Source organism: Syntrophales bacterium, from assembly GCA_026417625.1.
Taxonomy (GTDB): Bacteria; Desulfobacterota; Syntrophia; order Syntrophales; family UBA8958; genus JAOACW01.
Genome location: JAOACW010000016.1, coordinates 1 through 16,972, shown reverse-complemented (window position 1 = coordinate 16,972; position 16,972 = coordinate 1). Strand labels below are relative to the sequence as shown.

Sequence of the window (16,972 nt, the reverse complement as noted above, 5' to 3'; positions counted from 1 at the left end):
CCTTAGTGAACCAACTTTACGATTTAAGATCTTCTTTTTCAAAAACAGCAACGTTGCCATCGTTAATAAATTATCTTTATCCTGTTACGGTCTATTGGTATGCCATACCGTGTATCCGGTTTCTTACCAACTCCAGTTATGATAAGACTCTTCGCATTGTGAGCACCAAAAGCAGCCTCCAAATCCCGACGTATTTTCCCTTTGTACGCATTGAAATTGCCCATATCCAGATCGAGAATACCCCCTTTTTTCATCTCTTCTACCGCCCGTTTTGGATTACACCTCCTGTACAACCGAACAATTTCATCTTTAAAACTCGACGACAGTGCTGACCATTCAACATAACAATCGTTACAACCTTTGCATGGTCTTTCATTGCCTTTTGGGCAATTTTTCTTTCTCAAAGCAAAGAAGGCATAAAAAACCATACGGGCAGGCATGAGATCGCACTCACGACCTTTATAGATAACCTTCGACTGTGACAGATCTATAATAAGATCAGGTTTATTATCTCTAACCACAGATAACATAAGTTCTGCGGGCGTTCGGGGAACCTTGAGCATTTCACCTGATAAAAGATGACGAAAAGAAAAGAACGGTATTGAGACCATTTTTATCTCTGCGTATTTCGTTTCCTTTGCGTACTCATGCCCTTTGCTATCGATCAATCTCACAGGGATGCTTTTGCGAGGAGGATAGAAAAAATCGGGATTGCTCTCATACTCCGATGAAACAAGAACATGATAAATTCTATCCTGTGGTCGCCCATAACACTGCGCTGCCACCATAAGACAGGCACTCATCGTTTTTCTGCCACCAGCAATGGAAAAGAAAACGGCGGTGTCGGGGTCTCTTGTTAAATGAAATGTAATTTCGAGACAAAGCTTAAGCAACGCTTCATTTGCTTCGGCATCCTCTATGTCCTCGTACTCGTTACCGTACTCGTCCTTTACCGTGTGAATATTGTCATGGGAAAACTCGATACCTCCCACTTCGTACTCCCTAAGAAAGCGGTAGAACCACCCATCACCTGGCGCGAGAAGATGAGCGTTTATTTTTTCTTTTCCCTTCCTTGTTGTTATGACGTGTATGGAATCTACGTGCCGACCCTCCTGATAAAGGGCATAAAGTGTTTCCGTAATCACCTGTGGTGTTAAACCTAAAACAGCAAGTAAAATATTTCTCATTTCTAAACTCCGATGATTTCTAGTTTAATCTTTCCCAAGCCAAAGGTAGTCTGCTTACCTAAATGAACCAACTCACAGAAGCGAAGATAGGGTAAAAATTCATCCAAATCACCCTCGTATAAAACACTCCCCACAAGTCCACCCATGAACATACGCTGGTCCTGTCTCCGTGAATAACGAGACCAATCAAACCAACTCAAGTTTTTCTGGACAATCCTTACGTCTTTGGAGCGATCGATTATACCCCTGTAATCGAGCGACGGTTCCCCTTCTCCGTAAGTCTTGTAAAGGGTAGATATTCGCCGTAAAACGGTTCTAATTAAAAGGTGAAAAGGCAAATCAACTGCAAGATGATTGGCGTACTTAACGCGTAACGGCGTCAGAAGACTTATCGAAATACGCCGAACACCTGATTCCTGTTTGCTGAAAACGGGAAGGTAATCTTCTGCCTCAGGCCAATCGTCTATCTTCCCACAATTGCTATCGTAAATCTTTACATTTCCACTCTCTACCGTGGAGAGTGAAAAACGTCCTCTGGTATCATTAGTCCTTCTTCCAATCCCCTGTTGACCAATTTCATTAAAAGCATAGACAAAATATGGCAGGTAATCATTGGCCTTTCCAAAGAGAAGCAAATTAAATGAAAACTTATCACCTTCTTTGAAACATGTGTCTCCACAATCCTCAGCCTCAATCACATAGGGAGGCGGTGGGGGCACACCTTTTGTGCAAAAAGAAGGATCAAAAAGATTTACGTAAATACAGGAGCGTCTCAGGATGCAATCAATACAACTTTCTTTCCTTAACGCACAAACAACAGCCTTTAAAGCTCGCCCAAGAACACCCCGGAAAGTAGAACCCTTGTATTTGGGAAGAATGGCCTCCTCAAGAAAAACCCAGCTAAATGTGTATTTTCCGATGCGCAAGGCTCTCCTCACTAAGGCATTTAAATCACCTGTGAGAGCACTTTAGCTTAGAAGGGCGCCTACATCAAGCTCAGCAACGTTACCGAATCCATAACATTATGAAGGTTGCATGTCAAAATTTTTTTGCTTAATCACCTTTTTCTACCTCCGAATTTGGATCATATGCCAATCACTTTTTTTCTGGTAAAATACAATTTATGAGATTCATCGTCGATTGCATGCTGGGAAAACTTTCACGATGGCTTAGGGTGTTGGGATTCGACGCAGCATATCACGCGAACATATCAGATGATGATCTAATAGATCTCGCAATACAGGAAAATCGCGTGATCCTAACGCGGGACCAAAACTTGTTTGAAAAGGCAAAAAAGAACGAAGAAAAACCAGAAATTATACTCATTAAAAGCGAAACATGGGAGGAACAGATTAAACAGATTCTATGCAATTTTGAGCTTCAAAAATTCATCAAACCCTTTACACGATGTTTGGAATGTAATACACCGCTAAACAGTATACCAAAAGACGAAATCAGGCACCTTGTTCCTCCCTTTGTTTTTGAACATAACGAGCATTTTCTATTCTGCAAAAACTGCGGACGTGTTTTTTGGAAAGGTACCCATTTCACGAACATGCAAAAAAAACTAAAATTCTTGACGGAATGATCCTTAGGAATAATTTCTCTCCGGTTCTTTTACGTATGAAAGAAAAATTGTTCCTCACATTTCCCTTGTTACTTGTAACAGTTTTGCTCATTTCTTGTTCAACGCTATATTTTGAAACATTACCCCCGCCCTCACAACGAACCACAATAAGTTCCCTCTCCCAGATTCCCTACCACGAAGCGTGGTTCGGTATCGTATTCAACGGAGAAAAAGTAGGGTTTTCCCGCATTTCCATCACTCCAATACCTGGAAGCGAGGAATTCACTATAACATCAGAGTCGCACATATCCATACGTTTTCTCGGATTAAACTGGCAGGTCCATATGAAATCAGAAGACGTGGTGAAAAATGACCTTACCCTCAAGTCATTTCAATATTCCCAAAAAGTAAACAACAGATATCTCGAAGCAAAAGGAAGAGTAGAAAACAATAATCTCACACTATCGGTAAAAAGCCAAGAGACTATGAGTGAGTCGAAAATACCTATTAGGGAAAAAATATTCCCCGCGAGTGCAATCAACCTTTACCCCGTCATCTATGGATTAAATGTAGGTATGCATCACGAATTTTTAGTTTTTGAACCAATGACTGCTCATATCTACAAAGTGAAACAAAAAGTGGTGAGTTACGAAAAGTCTCCTCGCCTGGGTGTCCCTCCCGCATTCAGAGTGGAGACAGAGATGGAAGGTTTTTCTGTAAAGACATGGATAAATGCATCCGGTGAGACAGAGATGGAAATGGGTTTCTCAGGAATTCTGATCAGTTACCGTGAAAATGAGGAAGAAGCGAAAAGATACCTCGTGGAATCAAGCCTTGCAAAAAAAGACCTCGCTTACGACTTCAGTCTCGTAAAAACAAACCGACCTATCAAGTGTCCCCGAAACGCTAAATCTATAACGGTAATGGTTATAGGATTACCAGCAGAAATTAAACTTCCCTCAGGGGGGATACAAAAAGTAAAAGCAGACACGGAAAACGGAAAAACTGTTCACATTATCAGAGTTGATACCAAAGCCATCCATTATGAGGAAAGTATCACGGAACACATGCATCAGTTGTACCTATCTCCCTCTCCCCAGATTGAAAGTCATCACCCAACCGTTATAAAAATTTCTCAGGAAATAGTGAAAGACACCCGTGACGAAATGGATAAAGTAAAGATCCTAACGCAGTGGGTAGCCCGGGAAATTTCTAAGGAACTCGCAGATAGCTTCTCTGCACTTGAAGTATTAAACACAAAAAAAGGTGAATGCCAAGCTCACACCATGCTTTACACCGCCCTTGCGCGCGCTGCGAAAATCCCTACACGTCTCGTGGGGGGTCTCGTTTACCTAGAGGAACATGGTTTTCTTTACCATAGCTGGGCGGAAAGTTTCGTCAATCGATGGATCCCAGTCGATCCCACCTTCGGCCAGGTGCCAGTTGACGCCACACACATAAAAATTGTAGATGGACCTGATTGGTCATCCTTTCTTTCGCTAAGCAAGGTTGTAGGACGCATTTCAATAAAAGTTATAGATTATACCTGTGACGAAGACAACCTTGACCGATGATAGTTCGTACAAAAAAATCCCTCAACACACCTCCTGTAAACGTATTTCAGTCAACCAACATCAAACAGAACAGATTTTGAGTCTCTGTTTTTTCTCTCAACGTTTTGATAAAAAATCCATTGTTTCTTGCCGTTTGAAAGACATCTATACCACATGCTTCCATTGAAGGCCTCGTTCTTGCAGGAAAACGGCAGGGAACACCCTCTATGAGGCCACATTCCTTACACAAAACACAGGGACCCGCAAGCATCACAAAAGCCTTGTAGTAACCATCTTTGAACATCTCACCCTCGAGTTTCGCGAGATTTTCAAGGTATGCGACCATGTTTTTGGCTCTCTCTTTTGAGTAAGGAGCCTCAACGTGAAAAAGAATGGCTCGCCTGTAAGAATCCAGCATCTTTCTCGTCTGTTCCGGCGTGGGTGTGTGTGGTGGACAGCTGTAACGATGCCTGTAAGGACAACCAAACAGACACTTGAATCTAACCCACGGGGCAGTCACTACCGAAGCAGGGTCAATGACCTTTGCATCTTTTGCTCCAAAACCTCTTGCCGCATCACAGTACTTTCGAAGATCATTGTCTTCCATACCCAACCTCCAAGAAAGAATTTTTCCCAACTTTCAAAAGTGAATTTCAGCTTTTCAGTACGCCCTGCCTTATGTAAATTGTAAAAAGTCTCGTTTGGCTTGCTTTATGTTCCTCCCTCTTTACCGGAAAACCTCAAATAGAGAAGACTGACACGGCGAATATATTTGTCCTTTAATTTCTCTGCTCTGATCTCATTACATCGGCGCTCTTCTAAAAGCAATATGTAAGTTTGTCTCTTACTTAGCGACTTATTCTTCAATTCTCGCTTTCCAACCCAACATGACTACTCAGACTTCAATTCCCAAAAAAGTGCGCACAAAAAAACCTATGAAAAAACTTACCAGCGCAACACCAAGACTCAATCCTGCCATTTCAAAAAATCGCCGTATGAAAGATTCCTCTCTGACAACCGAAATGTAGTAGTTAAACAACGCAATGATCAATAAAGACTCAATGATCGTTAAAACCAAACATAAAAAATAATTTTCCACGATCAGATACGGCGTGATAAGCAATATAACTGTTATTGTATATGTGATACCAGTGTAAATCGAAGCCTTCAAAGGACTCCTCAAAGCTTTTTCTGCTTTTGTCGAAAGGTACTCTGAAACACTCATTGACAAAGCAGCAGCAATACCAGTAATTGAACCTGTTAGTGCAATCAATCTAGTATCTTTCAAGGCTAGAGTGAGACCTGCGAGTGCTCCTAGTAATTCAACAAGAGCATCGTTTAAACCCAATACTATCGAACCTGTATAGCGGAGTCTTTCCTCATCTAGCATCTGGATCAGAGCCATCTCATGCAGACTCTCCTCGTGGATTATAGATTCAATCTCAGGGATCAACCCTCCCAGTTTCCCATAATTTATCTCGGCTTGCTTCTCTCCGCGCTCCATAAGCTTAATGCCAAATGTTATGCCGAAGATCCTGCTGATCCAGTAATAAATAAAGACCTTCCAGCTCGATGGTGCTACTTCTTGCCCAGTGTATTTCTTCCATATTTGGTAGTGTTTCAACTCATCCTGTGCAATTTTCGCCAGGATAAGACTATTCTCAGGATGTTTGATTACTTCGGCCAGTTTCTCATAAATGCGGTGTTCTGTGATCTCACTTTTTTGAAAATATAACAATTTCCTAAGTAGCTCACGTGTGATATCCACCATACTGGTCATCCCTTAAACTGTTTCTTCATCGCTTCTAATACATGAGCCCCATTAAATCAACTCAATACTCTCATTTACAAATCTCCAATCTCGTAAATTTGAATCATGTCCACAGGTTCCTAACATAAATTGTGGACCATTGAGTTCTCTACTTGCTGGTTTTAAAACTATTCCATTGATTTCCTGCGATATGGATCATAGAATGTAAATTAATTTCCACACAAGTGCACCAAAAACCCAGAAGGAATGGACAGGAAATTTCTTCCCGTATCGCTAAAAGAGGTGAAACAAAGAGGATGGGATTCCCTTGATGTGATACTTATTACGGGTGACGCTTACGTAGATCACCCTTCTTACGGAGCAGCAGTAATTGGAAGAGTACTGGAAAACAGAGGTTACAGAGTAGGTATAATAGCCCAGCCTGACTGGAAAGACACCAAAGATTTCAAAAAATTGGGAAAACCCAATCTTTTCTTTGGTATCACTGCCGGAAATATGGACTCTCTAGTGGCAAACTATACAGCAAATAAAAAACCGAGAAAAAAAGATGAATATTCCCCGGGAGGGAAGACAGGTTTACGTCCAGACAGGGCTGTTATAGTATATGCAAATAAAGTCAGAGAGGCATTTCGTGATACAGTAATAGTCATTGGTGGCATAGAGGCGAGTCTCCGCCGATTTGCCCACTACGATTGGTGGGATAATGATGTAAGAAGATCCATTTTATTCGACTCACGGGCGGATATCCTCGTTTACGGGATGGGAGAAAGACAGGTAGTTGAAATTGCGGAGAGAATTAAAAATGCTAGAAACTTGAAAAACATAAGGGGAACAGCGATTATTGCCAAAAACATTGAAGAAATTATTGGAAATTCCGCTGAATTTGAGGAATTACCTTCCTATGAGGAGGTTAAAACTAACAGAGAAAAATTCAATGAGGCATTCAGAATAATCTACAAGAACCAGGACCCGTTTAGGGGAAAAATTCTCATCCAAAAACATGGAAACAGATATCTTGTACAGTATCCTCCCGCCTATCCTTTAAGTGAACAGGAAATGGATGCAATCTATGAACTTCCATATGTCAGACATCCCCATCCATCATACACAACATTTGGTGGCATTCCCGGATTTGAAACTGTTAAATTCTCCATTATCTCACACAGAGGTTGTTGTGGCGAATGCAGTTTTTGTGGACTATACATGCATCAGGGGAGGATAATTCAATCAAGGAGTAGAGAGTCCATTATAAGAGAAGCGAAAATCATATCAGAGGGGATGGATTTCAGGGGAACCATTACCGATGTTGGAGGTCCCACAGCAAATCTTTACGGTGCAAAGTGCCTTCAATGGGTTAATAAAGGTACATGCGCAAACAGAAAATGTTTGATACCAGAAAAATGCAAAAATCTAAGACTCAGTTTGACAGCAAGCATAGATTTGTACCAAGAAATCCTCAACTTGCCGAAAGTAAAACACGTATTCATAGAGAGCGGCTTCCGTCACGATTTGATATCGGGCAAAAATTCAGAAGAATATCTAACCATGTTATGCAAATATCACATAAGTGGTCAGCTGAAAGTTGCACCAGAACACTGCATCAATCGTGTCCTAAAACTTATGAATAAACCACCTATAGAACGCTACGAAGAGTTCGCTACAAAATTTTATGAGATAAACAGAAGACTCAAAAAAGACCAGTTTCTCGTACACTATTTTATAGTGAGTCACCCCGGCTCTACTCTTGAGGATGAATACAAAATGTTCTGTTATCTAAAAAAGAATCACATCTACCCCGAGCAGATCCAAGATTTTATACCGCTCCCCATGACAGCTTCCGCATGCATGTACTACACAGAAATGGACCCCTTCTCTGAAGAAAAACTCTACGTAGCAAAAACTTTCAAAGAACGAAAAATGCGTCGCGCCATCATTCAGTACAGAAATCCCAGAAACAAACCTCTAATTGAGGAGGCAGAGAGAATTCTAAAAGTGAGAATTCTGCCTAATTATAAACGTGACCAAACATGAAGTTTAATCAGGAATTATTCACGTCTCCATCTTGTTGTACTGCGGGAAAACACCCTCATATAGAAGTTTCAAAACTTATTTGTCCTAAAGTAGATTCACCTTCAAAGATAATTGTGAATTCTTAACTTCAATTCTAATCTTTTTAACGTCAAACGCATTCACTTCACATTTTTCGAATCGAAAAATACCATCCCCAAAGCAAGATATAAAGCACAAGAGCCCCAAAGGAAATCCACTTACCCACTATATATCCCGTAGGTACATACTCTAGGCGTATCCTGTGGTTTCCAGATCCCACAGGAATGGCCATAAAAGTGTAATCTGCACGGAGAACCTCGTAACGGTCCCCATGGAAAAGTAGTGATCGTGCCTTCCAACCTTTAGAATAATTGTCTGTAATTAAAACAATACCAGGACATACGGTTTCAACCTCCACAACCATTGTGTCAGTATCCAAGATCTCTGTTCTTACCTTCCCCGGTGACTTACAAACTTGCCGCTCGATGTTTGGTTCCCTCTCCAAAATGACTGTTCGCGAAATATCAAAGTCTTCCTTCGACATCTCCCTCAGAATTTGCTCCTTTTCATCCAAGCGCAGCCAGTCGTAGACGAGCACTGCACGAGGCATGACATCTTTTATTTCGTGAACTTTAAAACCTTTTTCTGTAGGTACCAAAATATAACCCAGTCTGGTCAACTTAAGCAGTGGGTGATAGCGGTTAAAATTCACATACTGTGATGCATTATTGGGATTCTCCCCTTGAGTGAAGGCAATAAACTCGGCGTATCTTTTTGGCACACCTGGGTCGTAACCCCAGATATCACCCACCCTAGTAGTCAGCGCCAAATTTGGCCGCCATAAGTTGAGCACCCGCTTTTCTTTATCAACCTGAGAAAGAAACTTCACCAAACCGCCAGGCAAAATTTCCCTTATACCGAAGGAAGCCTTCGTCATACCCGCCACAATTGAAACATCCAGCACTGCCAGGAGAAGAATCAGAAAAACAGACATCCCTTTTCTCCGGGAATAGATATTCCAGACAACTGCATTAAATAGGAATATTATTGCAGCCAAAACGAATTGAAGAGCAGCAAAAGACGAAGTCAGTGAGAAGAACCAATTTTGAAAATAAAGTTCTTGTGGAATATAGGCTTCTTTACTTTTAGCAATGAAACGGAGAAAACTTTCCCACAATCCAACAGGTAAAACGTGATTTGCCGTAAGATACAGAACTCCTGCTATAAAAGCAGCAAGTAAAGAACAGCAAATAAGAAGGAACACTACTCTTCTGTCAGTTTCAGCCCCCTGTTTCTCAATAAGAACGTTGAGCCCACAACCGGCAAGATAGGAGAGAAACATATCAACAAAGAAAATAAATTTCGCCGTCCCCCTGAACTGGTTGAATCCGGGAAAATAATGATACAGAAAATCAAAAAGAGGGGTCCTTGCCCCTAGGGCAAGAACTGTGGAAATTAAAATTAAAATACCGATGATATGTTCCCTCTTGCTTCCATTCGCGAGGGCATACACGGCAAGTGTAAGTCCACCGATTCCTACGTACATATTGGTTTCCCAGTAGTACGTCCGACCCCAGTACTGATTAAATTGAAGATCCCCGAACATATTTGGAGCTATTAGGGTTAAAAGATTTTCAGGCGGCAAGGAAAACATAGCTGCGAAATCATAAGCGACCCCACCAGCGCGAACACTTTCCCCAGAAGCTTCCATTCCCGTCATAACTTGTATTGCACTGAGGAGAGTTCCACCAAAAAACATAAGAAATATTCCAGCCAAAGGACTTAAAGTTTTTTTTAGTTCAGGTGTGAAAATAAGCCTCAAAATCACATAAAGTGCGGAAACAATTGCAGTGTAATAAACGTACTGCGGATGACCTGCGAGAACCTGCATGGCAATAGCAGCCATCCCGGCAAGTACCCATTTCCACAGTTGACGTTCCAGAATCTTATCCAAACATAGAAAAATAAGCGGGATCCAAGCCATTGTACAGAGATTGGTCAAGTGTCCCGCATATATGTGAGGGAAATGGGCTCCCGAAAACATAAGCAAAACACCAGAGAGAAATGCAGGTAGATAACCACATCCATTTTCTCGAACCCACAGGCACATGAAAACACCAAGTAACACTACATGGATAAAGACACTCACATTTATGGACCACTCAATAGGAAGAATGAGAAAAACGAAATTAAGAGGATACAAAAGAGCAGATTGAAAGTTTCCCATGAAAGGCGATCCTGAAAATAGGAAAGGATTCCAAAGAACCAAATTTCCCCCTTTTAGTTCACCGAAACCGAATTCCCGGAAAAAAATAAACTGCTTCGCTATATCCGTGTGAGGAGAAGAAACAACGCAGGTTGTGCCCTTCCAAAAAAATTCAAAAAACATAATTAAAACAGTAATAACGATCGTCGTTATTGCTACCCCATATTTTCCGGCATATTTTTCAAAAATTTTCATAGGTTCAAAACCCGCCTAAAATTTTGGTTCCTGTACCACAGTTTGTAAGCGCCAAGCAATTAAACCGCCATAAAAATTATCCGAGAGGAAAAATCAAAGTTCTTCAAAAATCTACCCTTTGGTAAAACGATCTCAGATTCTCATATATGACACAAATCACCCCGATTAACCATCGATGTAATTTTTCACTTGAAAAACTAACATTCTGTTAATACAGTCGAACGATGAAAAATAAGGAGTTTTCATATATTTTGACACGGCATCACAATAGCACTGTCATCTTCACAATAGGGCACTCGAACCATCCAATTGACTGGTTCATAACCCTACTTAAGATACATGGCATAAAAGCTTTAGCGGACGTAAGATCTTCGCCGTACAGCCGATTCAACCCACAGTTCAATATGAAAGCCCTGGACGAAACACTAAAAAAAGAAAATATAGACTACATCTTCATGGGTAATGAGTTGGGAGGAAAACCTAAAAAACAAGCCTCCAGCGACGCCATTCAACTAGATTTCAAAAGTCTGGTAAGCCGGAAAGAGTTCCAATCAGGTATAGAGAGAGTTTTAAATATAGCTGAAATGCAGCGGTTAGTCCTAATGTGTGCTGAAAAGGAACCTTTGGATTGCCATCGTACAATTGTAATATGCCGCTACCTGCGAACATGCGGTATTAATATACTGCACATCCTTGCCGATGGATCAACCGAAGACCACAGACAAACAGAACTACGTCTGCTCAAAATTACACATCCCTTACCCAATTTTTTCTCTCCCGATGATGAGCTAGAAATTATAGAACAAGCATATGATAGAAGGTGGGCCGAAATGATTCGGAAAAGTTCTAAATAAATCAGAAACCCGTTACCCGTATTATTCTCTTTTGCTACTCGAAAAGGGTTACGGAGGGAGGAAATAACGACTTTGAGATGGGTCTTTCGCCAAAAAATTGCGTGTCACATGATCTCCAAACCCGCGCCAAATGATGGACGGGCCGCTGAGCCTCGTGGTGACAGGGAATTTTAAGGGTGTCCTGATTATCAGAATATTTCAGGGACGATCCATTATCATCAACAAAAAAAATAACCCCCGGGGTGACTCCGGGGGTAAGGCCGCCGTTGGTTTACCGAGCGGTTGTCTCTATCTTATTCAGGATCGATTCTTTTAAGCGCATCTTGTCGATTTTACCCAGAGCGGTCATGGGAAGCTCCTTTTCGATAAAGATACGGGAAGGTACCTTGTAGTCGGCCATTTTCGCCTGACAGTATGCTTTCAAATCCTCTTCGTTCGTTTCCTGGTCCGGCTTTTTCATGACGAAAGCCCATCCCGTCTCGCCTTTGATCTTATCGGGGATGCCAATGACAGCCACCATAGCCACGGCGGGGTGTTGCATCAAGATATCCTCAATTTCTTTAGGATAGACGTTATAGCCACCGCTTATGTACATTTCTTTATAACGTCCCACGAGGGTAAGATAACCTTCTTCGTCTAAGTATCCCATGTCACCCGTATAGTACCACCCCTCTTTATCTTTTGCTTTATCCGTTTCTTCTTCCATGTCGAGATAACGATCGAACACCAAGTCACCTTTAACGGCCACCTCACCCACCTCTCTAACAGATAGTTCTTTTCTGGTCACGGGATCGACGATCTTCAAATCAATGCCCTTAGGGGCGCGGCCCACAGTGTTCATGATCTTCTCTTCGGGGTCATCAGGGGTGGTATAGGTGCAAAAACCGCTAACTTCGGTGGCGCCGTAACATGCCATAATAACGGCGTTAGGGATGTTTTCCTTCATTTGTCTCAACAGGTCAGGTGAGGCGGCGGCACCGCCGTAGATGGCCAACCGGAGGGAGGAGAGCATCTCTTTTTGGAAAATGGGGAGGGAAAAGAAGATGGCATAAATGGTCGGCACGGCCCCGAAGGCTTGGCAACGGAGATCCTTGATGAGCGCCAAGGCTTTATCGGGGACGAACGTGTCCATCATCACTAGGGTCGCTCCGCTGGCCAAAGTGGAAAGGGCCAAGATCGTTCCCCCGCCTACGTGGTTGAGGGGAAGGACACAAAACATCCGGTCTTTTTCGTTTAAACCCATGTTCTTTGCCCAGGGTCGCATCATGGCTAAGATGCTTTTCTGGGTTAAAACCGCACCTTTGGGGCGTCCCGTGGTACCAGAGGTATAAATGATAAAATTGTCATCCTCGGGTTTGATCTGGGCAGCGCGTTCGCGAAGCGCTTTCGTGTCTATATTTTCCTTCAAGAGTTCTTCAAGATCCAGGGCATCCGGGAAGCTCGTTTGGCCGAGGAAGATGAATTTTTTGAGAGATGGATTCGAGAGCAGGGACTTGAGGAAATCACCGTAATCCGTGCCGCCGAATTTGTTAATACAGACCAAAACGGAAGGTTTGACATTATTGATCATGTAGGTAATTTCCTCCTGGCGATAACGAACGTTGAGTCCAACAACGGCAGCTCCTATCTTCGAAGCGGCATACCAGACATAGAGGAACTCCGGTCTAGTTGGGAGGATTACGGCGATGCGGTCCCCCGGACAGATACCCATCTTCAAGAAGGCCGTGGCCAGGGCATCGATCTTTTCGTTTAGTTGTCGATAACTGATATCCCTGTTCTGATAAATAATTGCCGGATGATCCGGAATAAGATGGGCCCGGTTGGAGATACTCTCTCCTAAAGTATTATCCTTTTGCAGTAAATCGATCAATTCGTTTTTTTGAAACATCTTCTTTACCTCCTTTTTTCTTAGGTGATCCGACAGAGGGCCTTCACATTTTCGATCTTTTCCTGGAGTTTGTAACTGCGGAAAACCTCGACCCGGTTTGTCTCTGGGGTCCCGCCGGCGCAGATGGCGCTCCCGATGAGGTAGCCCCCGAACCGGGAGGCCGTCAGGTCCTGGATGAAGTAAAGGAGGCGGAGGCGGTCCTCCGTGGGGACGCCTTTCCGGCCCCGGAGGAATTTTTCCAGGTCCTTTCTCGTCTCCTCGTTCAGATATTCCCTCTCGCCGGGCATGGTAGTGACGATCCCCCCGGCGATCTCCTGGAGGGTGCCCAGGAATTCGATAAAACGAAGGCGGTTGTGGTAGAGGCCGGCGTTGGCGACCGACACGTCGGGGATGGGGATCCCGCTGGGATGGGGGGTGGAATTCGCCACCGCCCCGAGGGCGCAGCCCCAGCCGATTTCCGAGGCTATCATCATGTCGGTGATCTTCTCCCGGATGTGACCGGCCCGGCCAACCCCGTTGTAGTCGGCGATCAGGGCCGCCGCGCCGACGAGTATGTCGGTCCGGGCAGAGATACATGCAGCTTTACATATGCGCACGTAGGGGGAGAAGTAACTGATCAGATTTCTCGTAAATTCCCATTCTCCACACATGAAGACCCTCTCCCAGGGGACGAAGACATCGTCGAAAACGGAGAGACACTCCACAAAGCCGATCCGGGAACTGACGGGGCTCTCCATCTCCTTGGCTTCCAAGGGGCCGGGGGCGGGGCGGGTGATGAACCTCAACCCCTTCGTGTCGACGGGGACGGCGAAGGAGAGGGCGTAATCCCTATCGGCCTCCCGAAGTACCCCCGAGGGGGAGGTAAAGATGAAGTGGGTAAGGGGGGCATTGGAGGTGTGCATCTTGGCCCCTCGGACAACGATGCCGTTTTTGTCTTGGTCCACTACCCTAAGGTACAGGTCCGGGTCCTCCTGACGGCTCGGCGGCAGGGACCTGTCCCCCTTGGGATCCATGACCCCCATGCAGTAGCGCAGATCGTTTTTCTGCAAGTGACGGAAAAATTCTTTGAGACGCTCGTGATAATTCGTCCCCCGGGCCTGATCGATATCGTAGGTAACAGCCCAAAGGACGTTGAGGCCCGTGATCATGCACATGGAGCAGAAATGGCGGGCATTGTTTTTTTTCAACGTTTCGATCAATTTCTTTACCTCTTCCGGGGTCCGACGGAGGTGGGTCCAAAAGCTGACCTTCTCCTCGATCAGGGGCGACCAGAAAACGAAATCTCTTTCCTTTTCCGGGTCGTTCGCCCAATCGTAGAATTTGCCCATCTCCTCGAGGGAGATCTTGAAATACCTATTACCCACTACGTTGGTGACCTTTTCACCCCCGATGTAGACCTCCGGGGACATCTCTTTGAGGCTGTCGAAATAGGCTTCTTTTGTCTTGATTCCCATGCTGTTCTCCCTATTCATTCCCCTTTTTGGGGATATTCTTCTTTCCGTTTTTCCAGTTCCGCTCGATACCAGTCTCGCAGGGTTATAAGAAGATGGAGGGCCGTCCGGTAGGCAAACTTGCCGTCCCGATCGGCTTTTTCCTCGACTCGGGGTTCCATGGCCTCCAGATCATCAATCTGCTCTTGGAGAGAACAGATCTCTTTCTCAAATTCCTTGATTACCTGTTCTTTGTTGAGGTGGCGAAAGAAAAGGACCCGCACCAGAAAGGGTAGGATGTAATCAAAGGGCTCCGGAGGGGCCGTGATACGCTGGGAAAAATAATCCCTTCCGGCCTCGGTGATGGTGTAGACGTTCTTGTTCGGTCGCCCCGTCTGGATCACCACCTCCTTTTTAACGAGACCTTTCTCTTCCAGTTTCCGCAGGGTCGGATAGACCTGATTAAAACTGAGATTGTAATTGAGCATCATCTTCCCCGCGATCTCCTGCATCCGGTAACCCGTCTTAGGACCCGACATTAGATAGCCCAACGTGATCAATTCAAAATCCATTCTCCTATTACCTCGGTGCTTATTAGTGATAATTTTAATAATTTGTTTGATAATACTGCAACGAATAATATTACATTACTTTGTACTTAGTCAAGTAATTTTTTGTCTCTGGTAATGACATTTTTGTCAGGGATTTTTAGGTAACCATCGTGTGACATCAGGACACCTGGGAGAATCCTGTCATAAAAAACAGAATAGGATATCCATTACAGTAATGAAAAAGGAGGAATTTTTCTTTTAAACTACATAATTGACAAATAGGCTAAAATTAGAATAAACAACTAACTGCAAGGAGAAAAAATGGACGCTTTAGAAGCAATATTCACTCGGCGCAGCATTCGCAAATTTACATCGCAACCTGTTTCAGAAACATTCGTGGAAACTATCCTCCGCGCAGCAATGAGCGCACCATCCGCAGGCAATCAGCAACCGTGGCATTTTATCGTCGTAGACGATCGCACCTTAATGGACCAAATTCCGACTTTTTGTCCCTATGCGGCGATGTGTCGTGAAGCACCTTTAGGTATCCTTGTGTGTGGAGACACTGCTTTGGAGAAACACCAGGGTTTTTGGGTGCAGGATTGCTCCGCGGCTACGCAAAATCTCTTGCTCGCAGCACACGCTTTAGGACTGGGTGCAGTGTGGACAGGAGTATATCCCCGTAATGAACGTGTCCGCGGCTTCCGTGAACTACTTAAAATACCATCCCACGTTATACCGTTTGCCTTTGTTGTAATTGGCTATCCTGCAGAGCATCCTCAGCCGGTCGACCGTTTCCGACCGGATCGGATACGTCGCAACCTTTGGTGAGTGTAAAGGCTTAACGAGTAACAATTCCCTACCGAGTAACCTCATCAACCCCTACCATTTACGGTGTTAAGATTGCAAAAAAAACCAAAAAGCCAAAGAGAAACATCCATTCATCATAACTTATCACTGTAAAGAATCAGCAAAAAAGCTAAATCTTAGATACAGATCGAAGGCAACCTGTGCAGCTAATCAATCAATTGTCATCTGCTCGCAAAAATCATCATGATAAACAAAATTATAATCTTTTCATGAGATATGACCAACTTAGATGATGGTCTGCGGAAGCAATACATCGGTCTCTTCGCAGGGCAGCGTGATTTGTTGGTATCGGTGGTGCTGCGGCGTGATGGCAGTGTCGTGTGGAATTTCATGCAAGGGAAAGACAAATCTATGAACAATAACAGAATGGGAAGTCTGCTTTATGGAAAATAAAGCCGGTTTTACAGGGCGTCTCGCACTCCTGGCTCCGGGACCATCGGCGCCTTCCATCGGTTACGTGCCCGGACACTACCGACTTCTCGACCCTGTAATGCCGGTTGTTTGGATACTATCAAAATTATTGAGGTTGTCAAGTGCAAATTACGATTAGGGCAAGAGATGAGGAAGTAAGAAAGAGTTTGGAGCAGTTGCAATATCGTCTGCGGGATCTATCACCGGTGATGAAGCAGATTGCCCAGATTGTCAGAACGTCTGTGATTCGCAATTTTGAAGTAGGCGGAAGACCACAGTGGAAACCCTCGAAGCGTGCCCAAAAAGAGAGTGGGCTTACGTTGGTGCAGTCGGGGCGGCTCAGAAATTCCATCACGGCGCGAGGTTATGCAGATCGGGCA

At 44.0% G+C, this 16,972-nt stretch carries 15 protein-coding genes; 7 read left to right on the top strand and 8 right to left on the bottom strand.

Annotated elements, in window-relative coordinates:
* Positions 1 to 62: 62 nt before the first annotated feature.
* Together csm6 and cas6 are read right to left on the bottom strand one after the other, a co-directional pair.
* Complete coding sequence (csm6, locus tag N2317_08475; protein ID MCX7817522.1) at positions 63 to 1,187, bottom strand: CRISPR-associated ring nuclease Csm6; 1,125 nt, start codon at positions 1,185 to 1,187, stop codon at positions 63 to 65.
* Between the two features lie 2 nt (positions 1,188 to 1,189).
* Complete coding sequence (gene cas6, locus N2317_08470; GenBank protein ID MCX7817521.1) at positions 1,190 to 2,113, bottom strand: CRISPR system precrRNA processing endoribonuclease RAMP protein Cas6; 924 nt, start codon at positions 2,111 to 2,113, stop codon at positions 1,190 to 1,192.
* Positions 2,114 to 2,310: 197 nt separating this feature from the next.
* Here cas6 and N2317_08465 point away from each other — a divergent pair, with 197 nt between their 5' ends.
* Both N2317_08465 and N2317_08460 read left to right on the top strand, forming a co-directional pair.
* The gene (locus N2317_08465) at positions 2,311 to 2,775 is read left to right on the top strand and encodes a Mut7-C RNAse domain-containing protein (GenBank protein MCX7817520.1); all 465 of its coding nucleotides are present in this window, start codon (positions 2,311 to 2,313) and stop codon (positions 2,773 to 2,775) included.
* Between the two features lie 35 nt (positions 2,776 to 2,810).
* A complete protein-coding gene (locus N2317_08460) occupies positions 2,811 to 4,328 on the top strand; it encodes a transglutaminase-like domain-containing protein (GenBank protein MCX7817519.1) in 1,518 nt (505 codons plus the stop codon).
* Positions 4,329 to 4,374: 46 nt separating this feature from the next.
* Here the strand turns inward: N2317_08460 and N2317_08455 are convergent, their stop codons facing one another.
* A complete protein-coding gene (locus N2317_08455) occupies positions 4,375 to 4,914 on the bottom strand; it encodes a DUF2284 domain-containing protein (protein MCX7817518.1) in 540 nt (179 codons plus the stop codon).
* A gap of 288 nt (positions 4,915 to 5,202) precedes the next feature.
* Positions 5,203 to 6,078 carry a VIT1/CCC1 transporter family protein gene (locus N2317_08450; GenBank protein MCX7817517.1) on the bottom strand — a complete coding sequence of 292 codons (876 nt, stop codon included), beginning with the start codon at positions 6,076 to 6,078 and terminating at the stop codon, positions 5,203 to 5,205.
* A gap of 246 nt (positions 6,079 to 6,324) precedes the next feature.
* Here N2317_08450 and N2317_08445 point away from each other — a divergent pair, with 246 nt between their 5' ends.
* Positions 6,325 to 8,109, top strand: coding sequence for a YgiQ family radical SAM protein (locus N2317_08445; GenBank protein MCX7817516.1), 1,785 nt, complete (start codon positions 6,325 to 6,327; stop codon positions 8,107 to 8,109).
* Between the two features lie 163 nt (positions 8,110 to 8,272).
* Here the strand turns inward: N2317_08445 and N2317_08440 are convergent, their stop codons facing one another.
* Positions 8,273 to 10,588, bottom strand: a complete 2,316-nt coding sequence (locus tag N2317_08440) for a YfhO family protein (GenBank protein MCX7817515.1) — start codon at positions 10,586 to 10,588, stop codon at positions 8,273 to 8,275.
* Between the two features lie 251 nt (positions 10,589 to 10,839).
* Between N2317_08440 and N2317_08435 the strand changes: the two genes are divergently transcribed.
* Positions 10,840 to 11,442 carry a DUF488 domain-containing protein gene (locus N2317_08435; protein MCX7817514.1) on the top strand — a complete coding sequence of 201 codons (603 nt, stop codon included), beginning with the start codon at positions 10,840 to 10,842 and terminating at the stop codon, positions 11,440 to 11,442.
* Positions 11,443 to 11,713: 271 nt separating this feature from the next.
* Here the strand turns inward: N2317_08435 and N2317_08430 are convergent, their stop codons facing one another.
* The 3 genes from N2317_08430 to N2317_08420 are packed head-to-tail and all read right to left on the bottom strand — an operon-like array spanning position 11,714 to position 15,332.
* Positions 11,714 to 13,330, bottom strand: coding sequence for an acyl--CoA ligase (locus tag N2317_08430; protein ID MCX7817513.1), 1,617 nt, complete (start codon positions 13,328 to 13,330; stop codon positions 11,714 to 11,716).
* A 20-nt stretch (positions 13,331 to 13,350) separates the two neighbouring features.
* Complete coding sequence (locus N2317_08425) at positions 13,351 to 14,784, bottom strand: hypothetical protein (protein MCX7817512.1); 1,434 nt, start codon at positions 14,782 to 14,784, stop codon at positions 13,351 to 13,353.
* Positions 14,785 to 14,798: 14 nt separating this feature from the next.
* A complete protein-coding gene (locus N2317_08420; protein MCX7817511.1) occupies positions 14,799 to 15,332 on the bottom strand; it encodes a PadR family transcriptional regulator in 534 nt (177 codons plus the stop codon).
* A gap of 300 nt (positions 15,333 to 15,632) precedes the next feature.
* Here N2317_08420 and N2317_08415 point away from each other — a divergent pair, with 300 nt between their 5' ends.
* The 3 genes from N2317_08415 to N2317_08405 form a co-directional block, all read left to right on the top strand.
* Positions 15,633 to 16,142 carry a nitroreductase family protein gene (locus N2317_08415; GenBank protein ID MCX7817510.1) on the top strand — a complete coding sequence of 170 codons (510 nt, stop codon included), beginning with the start codon at positions 15,633 to 15,635 and terminating at the stop codon, positions 16,140 to 16,142.
* Between the two features lie 421 nt (positions 16,143 to 16,563).
* Positions 16,564 to 16,731, top strand: coding sequence for a hypothetical protein (locus N2317_08410; protein MCX7817509.1), 168 nt, complete (start codon positions 16,564 to 16,566; stop codon positions 16,729 to 16,731).
* Positions 16,715 to 16,972, top strand: a 258-nt coding sequence (locus N2317_08405) for a phage virion morphogenesis protein (GenBank protein ID MCX7817508.1), incomplete at its 3' end; no start/stop codon positions are given. The genes N2317_08410 and N2317_08405, both read left to right, overlap by 17 nt.

What these genes read in the sequence shown, in the direction of transcription:
- N2317_08425 (MCX7817512.1), bottom strand. Translation starts at nt 14,784, where the DNA reads ATGGGAATCAAGACAAAAGAAGCCTATTTCGACAGCCTCAAAGAGATG.
- N2317_08410 (MCX7817509.1), top strand. Translation starts at nt 16,564, where the DNA reads ATGGAAAATAAAGCCGGTTTTACAGGGCGTCTCGCACTCCTGGCTCCG.
- N2317_08415 (MCX7817510.1), top strand. Translation starts at nt 15,633, where the DNA reads ATGGACGCTTTAGAAGCAATATTCACTCGGCGCAGCATTCGCAAATTT.
- N2317_08445 (MCX7817516.1), top strand. Translation starts at nt 6,325, where the DNA reads ATGGACAGGAAATTTCTTCCCGTATCGCTAAAAGAGGTGAAACAAAGA.
- N2317_08430 (MCX7817513.1), bottom strand. Translation starts at nt 13,330, where the DNA reads ATGTTTCAAAAAAACGAATTGATCGATTTACTGCAAAAGGATAATACT.
- csm6 (MCX7817522.1), bottom strand. Translation starts at nt 1,187, where the DNA reads ATGAGAAATATTTTACTTGCTGTTTTAGGTTTAACACCACAGGTGATT.
- N2317_08455 (MCX7817518.1), bottom strand. Translation starts at nt 4,914, where the DNA reads ATGGAAGACAATGATCTTCGAAAGTACTGTGATGCGGCAAGAGGTTTT.
- N2317_08420 (MCX7817511.1), bottom strand. Translation starts at nt 15,332, where the DNA reads ATGGATTTTGAATTGATCACGTTGGGCTATCTAATGTCGGGTCCTAAG.
- N2317_08460 (MCX7817519.1), top strand. Translation starts at nt 2,811, where the DNA reads ATGAAAGAAAAATTGTTCCTCACATTTCCCTTGTTACTTGTAACAGTT.
- N2317_08450 (MCX7817517.1), bottom strand. Translation starts at nt 6,078, where the DNA reads ATGGTGGATATCACACGTGAGCTACTTAGGAAATTGTTATATTTTCAA.
- N2317_08465 (MCX7817520.1), top strand. Translation starts at nt 2,311, where the DNA reads ATGAGATTCATCGTCGATTGCATGCTGGGAAAACTTTCACGATGGCTT.
- N2317_08440 (MCX7817515.1), bottom strand. Translation starts at nt 10,588, where the DNA reads ATGAAAATTTTTGAAAAATATGCCGGAAAATATGGGGTAGCAATAACG.